The sequence below is a fragment of the Bdellovibrio sp. ArHS genome, assembly GCF_000786105.1.
Taxonomy (GTDB): Bacteria; Bdellovibrionota; Bdellovibrionia; order Bdellovibrionales; family Bdellovibrionaceae; genus Bdellovibrio.
On sequence record NZ_JTEV01000013.1, the window covers coordinates 58,325 to 73,004 of the forward strand.

The window sequence follows — 14,680 nt, forward strand, 5'->3', positions numbered from 1 at the left end:
TGAACCTTCCTTAAGAACTTGCGCTGGAATAAAAGCGCAAGGCAAATCTCCAGAATTTATTGGAGAGATAAATTAAAATAAATGATAACACAACCACCCACATAATAAGGCCGAATTGCGGCGGTTCCAACAAGGCTCTTGCGGGAACGCTGGCAATGACTCCCACCGGAAGAGCCGTCAACAAAATCCATTTGAACCAAGGTACATAAATAGAATCGGGTCGCATTCCCAATTTATAGATTTGATACCAGATAAACTGAAGATTTTCAGAGCGGGCAAATATAACCGCAGTGGAGGCCATAAAAAATCTCATTGCATAGAGGGCAATAAGTCCACACGGAATCAAAACTATGAGCCACAAAAGTCGCAGCCAATGAAAGTCCGGAAGTTGCCAAAGGCTGTAGAAAAACCAGGAAAGCCCCAACAGCAGATTTCCGATCATCGCGGTAGAAGCCTTTTGAAGGCTTAGCATAAACTGCGAGTTCACGGGTTTTGCTAAGAGCAGATCTAAATCACCCTTGCGAACTTTTTCAGAAAACTGATCCAGATTTTCCGAAAGAATGATCATATAAAGACCGTCAACAACAAAGACCAGTCCCAGGAAGACGCGCATCTGTTCTAAGTTCCAATCCCCAATCTTTGGCGTGTGATGAAATAGAACTTCAAACGTCAGAATCTGGGCGGCATACCAGAAAATGTCAGTCACAATTCTGGTTAAAAAATTAACCCGATATTCGAGATCCGCGATGAAGCTGGTTCGGAAAAGAGCAAAGTATAGAGAGAGGTATTTTTTTAAAGTCTTCACTTAGGCCCCCGTCCCCGCATAGGTTTTTACTCCCTTGCGCCACAGCAGCGTTCCGATGGCGTTCACGATAACAATGCCGATTGTGATAGAGGCGAAGGACTGCCAGACTGTCGCGATTTCCAACCGCCCGGTGATATAACCGACGGGGACATAAACCCCGGCACTGAAAGGCAGTGCGATCACCCAGGTTCGGAAGGGCTCGGGCATCAAATCCAGCGGGAAGAGTTCTCCAGTGAACAACCACAAAGCTAAGTTTTTGGCCCCCGTCAAAGAGTAAACCTTGTTGAAATAAAACGCGATTGTGGCGACGGCAAAGCTGATGGAATGGACAAGGACGAGATAATAGAACTCTAAAGCAAAGGCGATGGGCAGTCGGGAAAACTGTGTGGGAAGTTTAAAAGCCATAACCACGAACAGCGGAATCATCATTGATACCAGCGTCGTTATGAATTTGTACCCCATAAGTTGCGAAAAATAATATTCATAAAAACTCATTGGTCGCACCAGAAGACTATTTATGGTCCCGGTGTCGATTTCTTGGATCATGCGATATTCGTACATCCAACTGGTGCAGATCCGCGCAAAAAATGCACCCCACAAAGCATAGGAAAGGTAGTAATCGCGACTAAAGCCAGCAATCTCGGTAGAGCCTGCGCCGACGAAGACTGCATACCACAAAAGCATTTCGATGCCCGTGGTGATCGTGGGCTGTAAAATCGCATCAACAAAATAGTTCAGGCGATATTCAAGATTCGTGACGATCGCAAGTTTAGCGAACGCGAGATTCCGTTTCCAAAAAACGGCGGATGACATCTTCAAAATCGACCTCTTCATTTTCAGCTAATTCTTTATTTGATTTTGCAACAAACTCGGGAACGGTGCCTTGATAGACGATGTGTCCTTTGCTGATAAGCAAAAGCTTGTCGGCCAACTTGGCAATGTCGTCCATGTAGTGGCTCGTTAAAATGACAGTGGGACTTTTTTCTTTTACGTATTGATCCAGGAACTCGCGAATTGTTTCCTGCGCGACAATGTCTAAGCCGATTGTCGGTTCATCCAAAAACAAAACCTGTGGTTCGTGCAAAAGAGCCCCAATGATTTCCATTTTCATGCGTTCACCCAGGCTTAAACGTCGCAACTGCGTGTGTAAGACATGCGAGCACTGAAGCATCTCGGCCAATTGTTCAACGCGCTGGCGGGCTTTAGTGGGATCTAAGTCATAAATTCGCGCCAGCAGGGCGTAAGAGTCTGCGGGAGAAATATCCCACCACAACTGATTCTTCTGTCCCAGAAGAATGCTGATCTGGCGTAGAAATTCATTCTTTCTTTCCCATGGACGAAATCCCAAAACTTTGGCGTCGCCACTTGTCGGAGTGACCAGGCCGGAAAGCATTTTCAGAAGCGTAGTTTTTCCCGCGCCATTGGCGCCGACAAGTCCGACGATCTGTCCTGATTCTATTTTTAAAGTGGTGCTATCAAGCGCGACTCGGTCAATATGCTTGCGATTGATAAAGCCACGAAGGGAATTAAGAAATCCCTCGGGCTTTTGATATGTTTGATAAACGCGCTTTAGATTTTCAGTTTCGATTGCTATCGCCATGTTGGCGATACTATAGACTACTCTTGCGCAAAAGAAAACTCAGCGTAACGTTCTTCGTCGCTGAAGTAAGTCAAAGTATCCGAGGAAACATAGCTTCCTTCAACGATACGACCTTCTTGACAGCTTTTCAAAGACGCACGCGAGCCATCGAATTCACAGTCTCCAGTGTACCAGGCCTTCTCAGAGTACTGGATTTTATAGCCGACAAGATCCTGGTCTTTATAAAAAGCCACTACTTGGTCTAAACGAGTACGACCGGAGGCATAATAATCGCCTTCCAAAATAGTATCGCCCCAAATTTGGGCTTGATCGAAGGCGACCTTTTTCAAAGTGTCTTTAGTTGCGGCGGAAAGTTTATTTAGCTTCGCTTTTTGGTCGTAGACAATCACGCGGCTGTAAGAGCCAGAGCAAGGATCCGCTTTGCAGGCATTTTCAAAGTGAGCAGCTTCTTCGTAAAACTTGTCACCATTGGGGCCCATTTGGTCAGCCAAAGCAGTCGTAGAGGCACACAATCCGATCAGTGCTAGTGAGATGATTTTCGAAAACATAGTGGCCTCCTTTACACAGAAGACTATGCTCCTAAACCGAGAGAAATTTTAATACATAGACAATATGTTATTATGCTAAAAATGCATCTTATTCACTTCCAAAGAGCGTCTGCGGCGGGTGTGGGCTGCTCTCAATGAAGCGTTATTGCAGTCGGAAGTCGGCCGTAATGGGGGCATGATCTGAGCTTTTGATATCTGAGTGCAGCTTTGAGGAGTGAAGAAGCAACCCACGCACAAAGACATGGTCTAACTTCATGCCTCGATCATCATTGTCCAACAGAATCTTTTTAAGTCCTAAAGAGCCCAAGATCGCCTCTAAGGCATTGAGGCGATTGCCATTCCAACTGTTGAAGTCGCCGGCAAAAATGATGGGTCCTTGGTGTTTTCGAAGGAAGTCCGCAACCGCTTGAATTTGCGCCCGGTTGTTTTTATCTTGGACGAAGTTCAGCGCATGAATGTTAGCGACCATCAAGGTTTCACGGCTATTGGCTACAGCAAACTCTGCAACCAGCGTCATTTTAGGTGTGCGGACCACGGGTTCTCTGCCGGGGCTCCGAAAGAAATAGGTTTTAAGAGCTCCGGTCAAAGAGCCGTTCATGACTCCGGTGGGGCTTTCATCGATAAAGCTGGTGGCAAAATCCCAGCAAAAATTCTTCTGACGAAGAGCTATCGATGTGACGAAGGGATCCAGCATCGCCTCTTGGATCAGAACCACATCGGACTTGGGCACGAAATGCTCAAAATCACGAGCCCAGCGCGCTTTTGCTTCCGCTTTTTTTATATTCCATACGAAGAGAGAAAAATTCGCAGGAAGAAATTCAGCTTGGCAGACGCCAAAGCGGGTCATCACATCGCTATCCTGCGGTATTTCATAGGCGAATGCGGAAGCTCCCATCACCATGGTCAGTGCGAGGGCCCATCTTTGCATCATATGCTTCTCCCGAAACCGGTTGGCTAAACCTTCTTTTCAAGGACGGTAAACTCTAATCCTTGTACTTTGGGGATTCCGAAACGTTCGTCGCCGTAAGGGAAGGGTTTCGTCTCTTTGGTGTCACGGAAACCATGCTTCACATACCAGGCGATAAGCTCAGAGCGCACCGAGATCACCGTCATGTAAATGCTAGTGCAATCCCAGAATTGTGCAAGGGCTTCCGATTCGTCTAACAACATCTTGCCAATTCCCTGACTTTGCAATGACGGATCGACAGTTAACATGCCCAAATAGCATTTTGAATTGTGCTTTTCTAAATGCACACAGCCCAACAAGTCTCCGGTGTCATCATCTTCAGCGATAAGTATGATCGAATCATTTCTATGAATCAGTTCGCGCAGGCTTTGTTCATCCACACGTTGACCATCTAGCAAATCAGCCTCGGTCGTCCATCCTTCTTTGGAGCTGTCTCCGCGATAGGCCGAGTTGACGAGTTTCACAAGATGCTCAATATGACTTTCATCGGCTTGGGTAAATTCAATATGCATAAATTCCTCCGACCCGAAGGTGCCGGCTTCTTTTAAGTTTTCTTGGTATAGATGAAAAGTTCTTTGCCTTGGCGGCGGGGAACAGACTTTTGCCAGCGGCCCCAAAAGATCGGGTGATAAGACGATTTCAAACGTTGTCGCAGTTCCCATTCAGTGCCGCCATAGGGCGGGCCTTGGCGTTTTTCGAAAGTGAAGAACACACCCATCAGGTGGCCTCCGCTGACTAAGACGCGGTTCCATACCTTCACCAGATCCTGGCGTTTGGCAGGATTGATCGCACAATAACAAGTGTGTTCGAAAACCACGTCGAAGGCTTGGTCAAAATCACGGGGAAGTTTGAAAAGATCTGCTTCCAGGAATGTCAGGTTTGAAAGATGTCCGTAATTCTTTTTCGCGCGCTCAATGGCTTCCGGAGAAATATCCACAGCCGTCACAAAGTGACCGGCCGTCGCGAAAAATGCAGCATCATGACCTTCTCCGCAGCCCAAAACAAGAATTCGGGAACGGGCAATTTTCAGTCGTGGAAGCATATCTTTCAAAGCTTCAGCCGGTTCTCCTAAGTTCCAACCTGGATTGACTTCTTCTTTGTAAATGTTGCTCCAGTAAGTCTCTTTTTCGACATTTTCGTTCGCAGGCCAATAGTTGGGAATTTCGTAAGTCTTTCCCTGGAACTCGATGAAGTCATCGCCGTATTCGTCGAGCAAATTAAAAAAGCTGGCCTGGGCTTTGCGAGAAAAGACAAAAGGAATATTGTTCGAAGCGTATCCGTGAAAACGGTCCCATTCATCCAGGGACAACGATTCCAATTGAAAAGAATAATGGACGCCGTAAGGAAGCGAAATTTCCCAGGTGCCGTCGTGAAAATGGACTTGTGAAGCCACATAGGGTTCGTCAAAAGCCTCTACGATGACGGGCGTTTCACCAATAGTGGAAAGCAATGTTCCACCTTCATGAAGTTTCAAATTCTGCAGAAGTTCTTGTCCTACTAAAGGGTCTTGGATGCGAATTTCTCGACTGAGTCCGTAACCCTCTTCATCAATCTGGATGAATTGTGTAGGAATTGGCATTTTTAGTGGGTCGCTTCCTGAGGGGCCGCTGTCGGAGCTGCCGTGGCGGCGGGAGCTGCTTCCTCAGTTTCAGGGGCTTCACCCGGAGTCAAAGTTGTACCCTCGGTGAAAACCACGATGTCATTTGTCGTTTTTACGGATTGAAGAACCCATTTGTCAGTGCTTGCATCTTCAGAAGGTTCACGATGAAGAATTGCTTCGCCCTCGATGATTTGTTCAAGCTCTTCACCCTCAGTGGTGGGCTCGATGAATTTATAAGCAAAAACGGCGCGAACTTTGTTATCACCCAAAGATTCTGTCCAAAGGCGCATGATCGAGAGGTCTTTGGCCTGAGGTTTTTTCGTCGTCAGCGTATTGCCGATAAGTTCAGCCAACTTCACCTGAATGCCGGAGTGCGTCTCAAAACCTACGGCCTCTGAAGTGTGAATCACGTTCCAAGTCCAAACCAACGCTACAAGAAAAACAATGAGGCTAATAATTTTCTTCATTCCTAGAGTCCTCTCTCTATTTACTCAGTGTGATAAAACTGACATCCTTATCCGAGCATGATATTCCGTTTTTTTCAACAACCGTGCAGAGAGGATATCTCATGAACCAACAATGGCTGACAATCTTAATGTCAAAGGGGATTGAGCTTGAGCAGAACCTGCGTCAGCAACTGCAAACTGCGAAAGACGAACTAAAAACCCAACTTGAAAGTCGGGGCATTCGCCTCAGTGCTGCGGATTTGGCAGCTCTTTTAGAAGACGTGTCGCCAAAGGCCTCTCATGCTGCCTTGAGTTATGCACTCGATATTGTGAGACCTTTTTCGGCGGGGATGGGTTTAAGGATTTCTCGTCTTTCCGACACTCAAGTGGAAATGGTTATTCCCGCGCGAACGCGCAACATGAGCGAGTCCAACAATATGCATGAAGGAGCGTTGACGACGGCGGCGGCCGAGGCGGCAAAAGTTCTGTGGATGCGGCACGCACCGGTTGGCTCTTTTGAAGTTTCTGTTGCGCGTATTGAAGCGGAATTTTTTAAGAATCAAACCGAGGATTGTCGCATCCGCATGGAACTTCCCGAGACCACGCGTGAGATGGTTCTTTCGGCCTTGCGTGATCATCGCGAAGCAAAGACCGAGGCGGAACTAAAAATCTTCGATGATAATGAACAGGCTGTTGCGGAAATCCGTTTGCAGTTGAATTTTAAACATACTCCCGCTTTAGCCGGACAAGAATAGTTTTTGAATTATGGAAATTTTAGACAGTCACATAGATACGAACTCGGCCGACTTTAAAGCCAACCGCGAAGCAATGTTGGGCATCGTCAATGAATGGCGTGACAGAGTCCATCTTGTCAAACAGGGCGGTGGAGAAGACGCGACGAAAAAACACAAAGCGCGCGGCAAACTAACGGCCCGCGAACGCATCGAGGCTCTGGTTGATGGTGGCACCGCATTTCTGGAGTTCTCGACGCTGGCCGCTTGGGATATGTACGAAGGGCAGGCACCAGGGGCGGGTGTGATCACGGGCATTGGCGTGATTCATGGAACGGAATGTGTGATCGTGGCCAACGATGCCACCGTCAAAGGGGGGACGTATTTCCCGATGACCGTGAAAAAGCATTTACGTGCGCAAGAGATCGCTTTTGAAAATGGACTTCCGTGTATTTACCTTGTCGATTCCGGCGGAGCTTTCTTGCCTATGCAGGCGGATGTGTTTCCAGATCGCGATCATTTCGGAAGAATTTTTTATAATCAAGCCCGCATGTCAGCGGCGAACATTCCCCAAATCGCCGTGGTGATGGGATCTTGTACCGCTGGAGGCGCCTACGTTCCAGCGATGAGTGATGAAACAGTTATCGTTAAAGAAAACGGAACTATCTTTTTGGGGGGGCCGCCATTAGTGAAAGCGGCAACCGGGGAAGTGGTGGACGCGCAAGAATTAGGGGGCGCGCAAGTGCACTGCGAGACCAGCGGTGTGACGGACCACTTTGCTGAAGATGATCAACACGCGATCGAAATCACGCGCTCAATCGTTGCCCACTTGAATCACAAGCGGGCCGTGCAAATGAAGCTCATGCCGGTCGAAGAGCCTCTCTTTGACGCAAAAGAAATCTATGGTGTAATTCCCAAAGACAGTCGTGTTCCCTTTGATGTGCGTGAGGTGATCGCGCGTATCGTAGATGGGTCTCGTTTCCATGAGTTTAAGCCTTTATTCGGAAAAACCTTGGTCACGGGTTTTGCGCATATTTGGGGAATGCCCGTGGGAATTATCGCGAATAACGGTGTTTTGTTCAGCGAAAGCGCGCAAAAAGCCGCGCATTTCATCGAGCTGTGTGAACAGCGTGAAGTGCCTTTGATCTTCCTGCAAAATATCACCGGCTTCATGGTCGGTAAAAAATACGAAAACGAAGGTATTGCTAAACATGGCGCCAAAATGGTGATGGCCGTTTCCAATGCTCATGTTCCTAAGTTTACCGTGGTGATCGGTGGTTCTTACGGCGCTGGAAACTACGGCATGTGTGGCAGAGCTTATCAGCCGCGCCAGCTTTGGATGTGGCCAAATGCCAAGATCAGCGTGATGGGTGGCGAGCAGGCGGCGAATGTTCTTTTGACTGTCAAGTTGGATCAGATGGCCGCAAAAAAACAAAGCCTGACCGCCGAAGAGCAAGCGGAATTTAAACGCCCGACGCTGGAAAAGTACGAGCGTGAAAGTTCCGCCTACTACTCATCAGCTCGGATCTGGGACGATGGCATTATTGATCCTGCGGACACTCGCCGTGTCTTGGCATTGGGAATTTCCGCAAGCCTTAACAAATCTTGGGGTGAAAAATCTCAAGGTGTCTTTAGGATGTAGTTATGTCTTTCGTAGTTGTGACCGAAATGAATCAAGTGGCTTACGTCAAGCTTCACCGGCCTGACGTGCGTAACGCTTTTAATCCCGAAATGATCGAAGAACTGACCAACACTTTTCGTAATCTGAACGACCGCAAAGATTTACGAGCGGTCGTTCTGCAAGGAGAAGGGAAAGCCTTTTGTGCAGGTGCTGATCTGAATTGGATGCGCGAGATGGTTCAGTTTTCTTTCGAACAGAACCGTCAGGATTCGTTGAAGTTGTTTAATATGTTTGAAACCATGGCTCAGTGTCTGTTGCCGGTTATCGGGATGGTTCATGGCGCCGCCTTTGGTGGCGCTTTGGGATTGATTGCCATCTGTGATGAAGTGATCGCGGAAGAAGGCACGCAATTCTGTTTTAGCGAAGTGAAGCTGGGAATTGCTCCCGCAGTCATTAGTAGTTTCGTTAATCGTAAAGCGGTGCCGGGCAAGGTCCGCCCTCTGATGCTTTCAGGAGTTGTGTTCAACCCCCATGTGGCTCAGCAGGCAGGTCTCGTGACGGACGTTGTTCCTGTCGGAGAAGGCCACACGGCGGTGCAAAAGATCGTGCACAACTATATGCAGTGCGGTCCCGAAGCCGTCCGTGAAACAAAAAAACTTTTGAATGATTTGAATTTTATGTCCTGGTCTCAGCAAAAAGAGGCGACAACTCTGCTCATTGCAGAACGCCGCGTGAGTGCCGAAGGTCAGGAGGGACTTAAATCCTTCCTGGAAAAACGTGAACCATCGTGGAGATCACTATAATGGGTAAGTTCGCAAGAATCGCCATCGCCAATCGAGGCGAGGTGGCTGTTCGTATTATTAAGGCCTGTGAAGAGCTGGGCATCGAAACCGTTCTTCTTCACTCCGAAGCAGACATTCATTCTCGCGCTTATAGAATGGCGACAAAAACTATTTGCATTGGTCCAGCTGCGACGGCAGAAAGTTATTTAAATATTAAAGCCAATGTCGATGGGGCTTTAGCCGGAGGCGCTCAGGCGATTCATCCCGGGTTTGGCTTTCTTTCTGAAAATGCGGACTTTGCGGAAGCCGTTGCCAAGGCGGGTTTGACCTTTATCGGTCCTGCGGCGGAATCCATTCGTTCTTTGGGAGACAAAGTTCATTGTAAAGAGCTTGCTAAAAAAGCAGGCCTGCCCTTGGTTCCGGGCTACCAGGGTGAAAATCAAGACGTGGCTCATCTGATTTTGGAAGCAGAAAGAATCGGTTTTCCGGTGATTGTGAAAGCGGCAGCCGGTGGCGGTGGTCGCGGTATGAAGCTGATCAAGTCTTCTGCTGAAGCCAAGGAGCTGATCGAGTCAGCTCAGCGCGAAGCGCAGTCGGCTTTTGGTTCGCCAAAAGTTTTTCTTGAGAAGTATTTAGATCGCGCAAAGCACATCGAGTTTCAGATTTTTGGCGACAGCACCGGCAATGTGATTCATTTCTTTGATCGCGAGTGCTCGGTGCAACGTCGGCACCAAAAAATTATTGAAGAAGCGACATCGCCCTCTTTGACGGAAGATCTTCGCCGTCGCATGGGCGAAGCCGCGTGTGCAATTGCGACTTTGGGTAAATACAAAGGCGCCGGAACAGTAGAGTTTCTTCTTCAGGATGGCGAATTTTATCTGTTGGAAGTGAATACGCGTCTTCAAGTTGAGCATCCCGTCACCGAAGAAGTGTTGGGTGTGGATCTGGTAAAAATGCAGATTCTGACAGCTCAAGGTGATTTCGTGCACGACCCCAAGCAGGTCCGCGTGCCACGCGGTCATTCCATCGAATGTCGCATCTACGCCGAAAACCCTTTCATGGGCGGCGTGCCGTCAACAGGTCTTCTAGGTCATGTCGAATGGCCTGAAGGTCCGGGAAGGCGCTATGAATACGGCTTCGATTCGGGCGACACCATCACGCCTTATTACGACCCGATGATTGCCAAAGTTATCGTCTGGGACGAGACGCGGGCTCGCGCCATCCAAAAAATGATTCGCGTGCTTAAAGATTCCGTGGTTTTTGGCGTTCATACGAATATTCCATATTTGATCGAGATTCTTTCACACAAAGAATTTATCATAGGTACGATGACAACACGTTTTATAGAAACTTATTTCGCCGACGCACTGAAAGAGCCGGAGTTGACAAGTTTGGATAAAAAAATTGCAGAAGGAGCTCTTCTGCAGCTTCGTGGCGGCGGCACTTCTGTCGAAAGCACCAACAATTCACCATGGGCCACTTACTGGAGAGGCATCTAAATGGAAATCAAAGTCAGAGTCGACGGAGTTGATTACAAAGCTCATGCTCAGTTAATCAAAGGTACACTTTGGGTTCATCACAATGGACGTGTCTTTACCTTGGATGCATCCTCAGGACGTAAGTCGCGAAGAAAAGCTGGTGCTGCGGGTTCTTCCGACCAAGTTATGGCTCCTATGCCTGGTAAGGTGACGAAAATTTTGGTTTCGACCGGGGATTCCGTAACGGCAGGGCAGGCGGTTCTGGTCATGGAAGCGATGAAAATGGAGTACACTCTGAAGGCGGATATTGCCGGCATGATCAATAGTATCGATTGTACTGTCGGCGAACAGGTCGCTTTAGGAAAAGCACTTATTAAAATTAAACCAGCTTCCGATACATAGGGTCTATGAAAAAGTCAGTCGTAATTGTCGAAATGGGATTAAGAGATGGTCTGCAAAACGAAAAAAATGTTTTGGATTCAGACACTCGTGTGGAGTTTGCAAAGCGACTGATTGAAGCGGGAACCAAACGTGTGGAGATCGGAGCTTTTGTATCTGCAAAATGGGTTCCTCAAATGGCGGGAACTGCCGAAGTGATCGCCAAGACGCATTCCTTGGTGAAGTCAGGAGCCATTTCTAAAAAAATCGAGTTCTCGGTTCTGGTGCCGAACGAACGCGGAATGCAGGATGCAATAGAAAGCGGTGTAAAAGAAGTCGCTATCTTCGCGGCTTGCTCAGAATCCTTCTCGTTAAAAAACATCAACTGCACAATCGACGAAAGTTTCAAACGCTTTGAGCCCGTGATGGCTTTAGCGAAAAAACATAAGATCAAAGTGCGCGGATATCTTTCAACCTGCTTTGGTTGTCCTTTTGAAGGCAAAGTTCCTGAAGCGCGGGTATTAAAGTTGGCGCAGCGAATGCATAAGCTCGGTGTTTATGAAATTTCAATCGGGGATACTATTGGCGTTGCGGACGTCGGTCAGGTTGAGTCTCTCTTTAAAAAGCTAAAGAAGGTTGTTCCCGTAAAAAAATTGGCGGGACACTTTCATGATACTCGCGGACAGGCCTTAGCAAATATTCTTGCGGCTTACAAGTTGGGCGTGAATGTCTTTGATGCAAGTTTAGGTGGATTAGGCGGATGCCCTTACGCTCCCGGCGCCACTGGCAACGTGGCCACTGAGGATGTGGTTTACATGTTCCACGGAATGGGCGTAAAGACGGGTCTTAACTTAGATAAATTAATTCAAATGAACTCTTGGGTCGCAGAAAAGATTCGGCATCCGCTGCCTGCAAAAGTCGGCAAGGTTGGAAGACTAATGCCTTTGGGAAAAGTAGTCCGCTAAGATTCGTGGTTTTCGCCTCTTAATTTGCGTCTGCAACAATACACATATTAAATTCTTTTGTTTGTTTCGCATTGTCCGCGAACCGTTTGGACTCATGTTGAGTTTCAGTCCTCTTCACTATCCGTTGTCGCCAAGGCCCCCACGGCGTACGGTGGATTTCTGGAGAGTGTGTATGTCTTCCTCCTTGAGTCCAGATGAACTTCGCTACCGCACTATTTTTGAGTCGGGAGTCATTGGCGTAGTGTGTACGACACTGCAGGGAAAAATTATTGAAGCAAATGACTATTTTTTGAATCTCGTTGGCTATACTCGCGCAGAACTGGAAAAGGGACTCATGGATTGGCGAAAGTTGACGGCGCCGGAAGATGTTTCCCGCAGTGAGAAAGCGGCCGCAGAGATGTCCGAAGGTCATTCCGTGGCCAGATTTGAAAAGCAGTATATTCACAAAAACGGCAGCAGGATTCCAGTGACGGTGGCTTTAACCTTATACAAAGATGGAACCGTGATTGCCCTGGTTCTGGATGCGACAGAGCGAAAGCGGGCGGAACGTGAGCTGGAAGAGACAAAGAACCGCTTGCAAGAAAGTGTTCAAAAAAGAACCCAGCAACTGCAGCAGTCAGAAGCATTTTTCGAGGCGATATTCGAAAATATTCCGAATATGGTTTTCGTCAAAGACGCCCAAGATCTTCGCTTCCTGCGTTTTAATAGATCCGGGGAAGATTTGTTGGGCATTCCCAGCGCCGAGTTGATCGGTAAAAACGACTATGATTTTTTTCCCAAAGAACAGGCTGACTTCTTTACCTTTAAAGACCGTGAAGTTCTAAAGCAAACTCGCGTCGTTGACATTCCCGAAGAGGTGATAGAAACCCGAAACGGCGTTCGTTATTTGCATACAAAAAAAATTCCAGTTTTGGATGAAAATGGAAATCCTCAGTATCTTCTCGGTGTCTCTGAAGATATTACCGAAGAAAAAGAACTGGAACAGCAAAAGAGGGCCCTTTTTCAATCAGAGTTCGCCCGAACCCAGGCGGAAAACCACGCCCAAGAAATGACGTTCCTTTCCGAAATCAGTCTTATTACTCAGTCGTTCGATTTGGATAAGGTGATAAAAGCATTCTGTCGCAAAGTCGTGTCCTTTAAGGCGGACGTATGTATCGTTGATCTTTTGGATGAAGAAGGATTGGAGATCGCTTTAACAGAGGGGGCCGCGCAGGACCCTTTAGAAGAGATGAAGGTTTTGAAATGGCGTCAACGGTATCCTTTGCGCTGGGACTCTAAAACCGGTCCGGGAAAAGTTTTGAAGACGGGAAAGCCCGACATCATTTTGGGCCGGGACTTAAAGGCACATGTCGAAGAGGCTTACGGCAAAGGTGCCAAAATAGAAGATAGATCCGTTCCGGTAGGCTCCCTTGTTTTCACACCCATTAAGATTCGCGACGAAAAGCCGGTAGGTTTTGTGACATTTTTAAATAAACCTGAAAGCCCGCTTTTCACTGAGGCGGACTTGCCATTGCTGGAAGAAATTTCGGGACGCTTGGGATTGGCAATTGAAAACTCTCGTCTTTACGATAGATCACTTGAGGCCAGTCGTGCGAAGTCCGCTTTTTTAGCCAACGTCAGTCACGAAATTAGAACGCCCTTAGGGGCCATGTTAGGCTTCGCCGAGATTCTGCAAGAGGCGGACGGACTGACGGAAGACTTGCAAAGATCCTTAGAGACCATCTATCGAAATGGCCAGCAGCTTCTTCGTATTGTTGACGAAATTCTGGATATTTCAAAAGTCGAATCGCAGAAAATCGAAATCGAAAAACTGGCGGTTCCGTTAAAAGATCTTTTGCGGGACATAGAGCATCTGCTGATGTTGCGTGCGGAAGAAAAAGGAATAGTTCTAAAGATTACTTATAGTGACCTACCAGAATATATTCGCACCGACCCTACGCGCTTAAGACAGATTCTGTTCAATATCATCGGAAATGCCATCAAGTTTACGGATCGGGGTTCGGTAGAACTTCAGGTCCGGCAGAGGCGAGACAGCGAAAAATCGACATCATGCGTGTTGGAATTTCGTGTGATTGATACGGGAATTGGAATTACGGAGGAGCAGCAAAGCATACTGTTTCAGCCCTTCGCCCAAGCTGACAGCTCAACCACCCGTCGCTTCGGGGGCACGGGACTAGGGTTGTTTCTTTCTCGCAAACTAGCAAGGCTGCTGGGCGGTGATGTAATTCTTGATAAAAGCTTGTCTGGAAAGGGCAGCGTGTTTCTTATCACCGTTGCCTGCGATGTTGTCGGCAAGGAAGAGGCCATTCGCGGTGCTCAACCACCCGCGCCGAATAATTTTGCAGACTCGATAACGGCGGTTCTCGTTGTCGATGATGCGGCTGACAACCGTGACTTATTTCGCCGATACCTTATGAAATTTGGAGTCTTGGAAGAAAATATAGATATGGCCGAAAATGGCATTGAGGCTCTGAGGAAGACGCAACAAAAAGGCTACGATCTAATTCTGATGGATGTGCAGATGCCCGTGATGGATGGGTTCGGTGCCGTGAGGGAACTCAAAAAACGCAAATGCCCTGGACGTATTGTTGCGATCACTGCGCATGCCATGAAGGGGGATCAAGAGCGCTGCCTGAAGGAAGGATTTGATGGGTACTTACAAAAGCCCGTTTCCAAGGAAGCTCTTCGCCAGGAACTTATTAAGGTTGTTAATCTCAAAATGAAACAGGGCACTTCCTTTGAAGATAACAGCCTTTAGA

The 14,680-nt window shown here is 47.7% G+C and carries 15 protein-coding genes; 7 read left to right on the forward strand and 8 right to left on the reverse strand.

Going from position 1 to position 14,680, the window contains the following annotated elements:
* Positions 1-10: 10 nt before the first annotated feature.
* From OM95_RS07525 to OM95_RS07560, 8 genes are all read right to left on the reverse strand, one after another.
* The gene (locus OM95_RS07525; RefSeq protein ID WP_041872107.1) at positions 11-805 is read right to left on the reverse strand and encodes an ABC-2 family transporter protein; all 795 of its coding nucleotides are present in this window, start codon (positions 803-805) and stop codon (positions 11-13) included.
* Complete coding sequence (locus tag OM95_RS07530) at positions 806-1,639, reverse strand: ABC-2 family transporter protein (protein ID WP_291515829.1); 834 nt, start codon at positions 1,637-1,639, stop codon at positions 806-808.
* Positions 1,575-2,405, reverse strand: a complete 831-nt coding sequence (locus tag OM95_RS07535; protein ID WP_041872110.1) for an ABC transporter ATP-binding protein — start codon at positions 2,403-2,405, stop codon at positions 1,575-1,577. Before OM95_RS07535 ends, OM95_RS07530 begins: the two co-directional genes overlap by 65 nt.
* Before the next feature lie 17 nt (positions 2,406-2,422).
* Positions 2,423-2,953 (reverse strand): hypothetical protein, encoded by a 531-nt coding sequence (locus tag OM95_RS07540; RefSeq protein WP_041872112.1) that lies wholly within the window; start codon positions 2,951-2,953, stop codon positions 2,423-2,425.
* Positions 2,954-3,095: 142 nt separating this feature from the next.
* Complete coding sequence (locus OM95_RS07545; protein ID WP_041872115.1) at positions 3,096-3,884, reverse strand: endonuclease/exonuclease/phosphatase family protein; 789 nt, start codon at positions 3,882-3,884, stop codon at positions 3,096-3,098.
* Positions 3,885-3,907: 23 nt separating this feature from the next.
* On the reverse strand, positions 3,908-4,432 hold the full coding sequence (locus OM95_RS07550; RefSeq protein ID WP_041872117.1) for a GNAT family N-acetyltransferase: 525 nt from the start codon (positions 4,430-4,432) through the stop codon (positions 3,908-3,910).
* A gap of 32 nt (positions 4,433-4,464) precedes the next feature.
* A complete protein-coding gene (locus tag OM95_RS07555) occupies positions 4,465-5,499 on the reverse strand; it encodes a class I SAM-dependent methyltransferase (RefSeq protein ID WP_041872120.1) in 1,035 nt (344 codons plus the stop codon).
* A gap of 2 nt (positions 5,500-5,501) precedes the next feature.
* Complete coding sequence (locus tag OM95_RS07560) at positions 5,502-5,987, reverse strand: hypothetical protein (protein WP_041872123.1); 486 nt, start codon at positions 5,985-5,987, stop codon at positions 5,502-5,504.
* Between the two features lie 101 nt (positions 5,988-6,088).
* Here OM95_RS07560 and OM95_RS07565 point away from each other — a divergent pair, with 101 nt between their 5' ends.
* From OM95_RS07565 to OM95_RS07595, 7 genes are all read left to right on the forward strand, one after another.
* A complete protein-coding gene (locus tag OM95_RS07565; RefSeq protein ID WP_041872125.1) occupies positions 6,089-6,721 on the forward strand; it encodes a DUF4442 domain-containing protein in 633 nt (210 codons plus the stop codon).
* A 10-nt stretch (positions 6,722-6,731) separates the two neighbouring features.
* On the forward strand, positions 6,732-8,339 hold the full coding sequence (locus tag OM95_RS07570; RefSeq protein WP_041872129.1) for a carboxyl transferase domain-containing protein: 1,608 nt from the start codon (positions 6,732-6,734) through the stop codon (positions 8,337-8,339).
* Between the two features lie 2 nt (positions 8,340-8,341).
* Entirely contained in the window at positions 8,342-9,121 is a 780-nt protein-coding gene (locus OM95_RS07575) for an enoyl-CoA hydratase-related protein (RefSeq protein ID WP_041872131.1), read from the forward strand.
* Positions 9,121-10,599 carry a biotin carboxylase N-terminal domain-containing protein gene (locus tag OM95_RS07580; RefSeq protein ID WP_041872134.1) on the forward strand — a complete coding sequence of 493 codons (1,479 nt, stop codon included), beginning with the start codon at positions 9,121-9,123 and terminating at the stop codon, positions 10,597-10,599. The genes OM95_RS07575 and OM95_RS07580 overlap by 1 nt, the downstream gene beginning before the upstream one ends.
* Entirely contained in the window at positions 10,600-10,980 is a 381-nt protein-coding gene (locus OM95_RS07585) for a biotin/lipoyl-containing protein (RefSeq protein ID WP_041872136.1), read from the forward strand.
* 5 nt (positions 10,981-10,985) lie between these two features.
* Positions 10,986-11,921 carry a hydroxymethylglutaryl-CoA lyase gene (locus OM95_RS07590; RefSeq protein WP_041872138.1) on the forward strand — a complete coding sequence of 312 codons (936 nt, stop codon included), beginning with the start codon at positions 10,986-10,988 and terminating at the stop codon, positions 11,919-11,921.
* Between the two features lie 172 nt (positions 11,922-12,093).
* Entirely contained in the window at positions 12,094-14,679 is a 2,586-nt protein-coding gene (locus OM95_RS07595) for a PAS domain S-box protein (protein WP_291515831.1), read from the forward strand.
* The last annotated feature ends 1 nt before the right edge of the window (position 14,680 follow it).

Excerpts from the sequence above, each read along its gene's own strand:
- OM95_RS07565 (WP_041872125.1), top strand. The coding sequence starts at position 6,089 with ATGAACCAACAATGGCTGACAATCTTAATGTCAAAGGGGATTGAGCTT.
- OM95_RS07550 (WP_041872117.1), bottom strand. The coding sequence starts at position 4,432 with ATGCATATTGAATTTACCCAAGCCGATGAAAGTCATATTGAGCATCTT.
- OM95_RS07585 (WP_041872136.1), top strand. The coding sequence starts at position 10,600 with ATGGAAATCAAAGTCAGAGTCGACGGAGTTGATTACAAAGCTCATGCT.
- OM95_RS07530 (WP_291515829.1), bottom strand. The coding sequence starts at position 1,639 with ATGAAGAGGTCGATTTTGAAGATGTCATCCGCCGTTTTTTGGAAACGG.
- OM95_RS07545 (WP_041872115.1), bottom strand. The coding sequence starts at position 3,884 with ATGATGCAAAGATGGGCCCTCGCACTGACCATGGTGATGGGAGCTTCC.
- OM95_RS07555 (WP_041872120.1), bottom strand. The coding sequence starts at position 5,499 with ATGCCAATTCCTACACAATTCATCCAGATTGATGAAGAGGGTTACGGA.
- OM95_RS07560 (WP_041872123.1), bottom strand. The coding sequence starts at position 5,987 with ATGAAGAAAATTATTAGCCTCATTGTTTTTCTTGTAGCGTTGGTTTGG.
- OM95_RS07570 (WP_041872129.1), top strand. The coding sequence starts at position 6,732 with ATGGAAATTTTAGACAGTCACATAGATACGAACTCGGCCGACTTTAAA.
- OM95_RS07580 (WP_041872134.1), top strand. The coding sequence starts at position 9,121 with ATGGGTAAGTTCGCAAGAATCGCCATCGCCAATCGAGGCGAGGTGGCT.
- OM95_RS07540 (WP_041872112.1), bottom strand. The coding sequence starts at position 2,953 with ATGTTTTCGAAAATCATCTCACTAGCACTGATCGGATTGTGTGCCTCT.
- OM95_RS07575 (WP_041872131.1), top strand. The coding sequence starts at position 8,342 with ATGTCTTTCGTAGTTGTGACCGAAATGAATCAAGTGGCTTACGTCAAG.
- OM95_RS07535 (WP_041872110.1), bottom strand. The coding sequence starts at position 2,405 with ATGGCGATAGCAATCGAAACTGAAAATCTAAAGCGCGTTTATCAAACA.
- OM95_RS07595 (WP_291515831.1), top strand. The coding sequence starts at position 12,094 with ATGTCTTCCTCCTTGAGTCCAGATGAACTTCGCTACCGCACTATTTTT.
- OM95_RS07590 (WP_041872138.1), top strand. The coding sequence starts at position 10,986 with ATGAAAAAGTCAGTCGTAATTGTCGAAATGGGATTAAGAGATGGTCTG.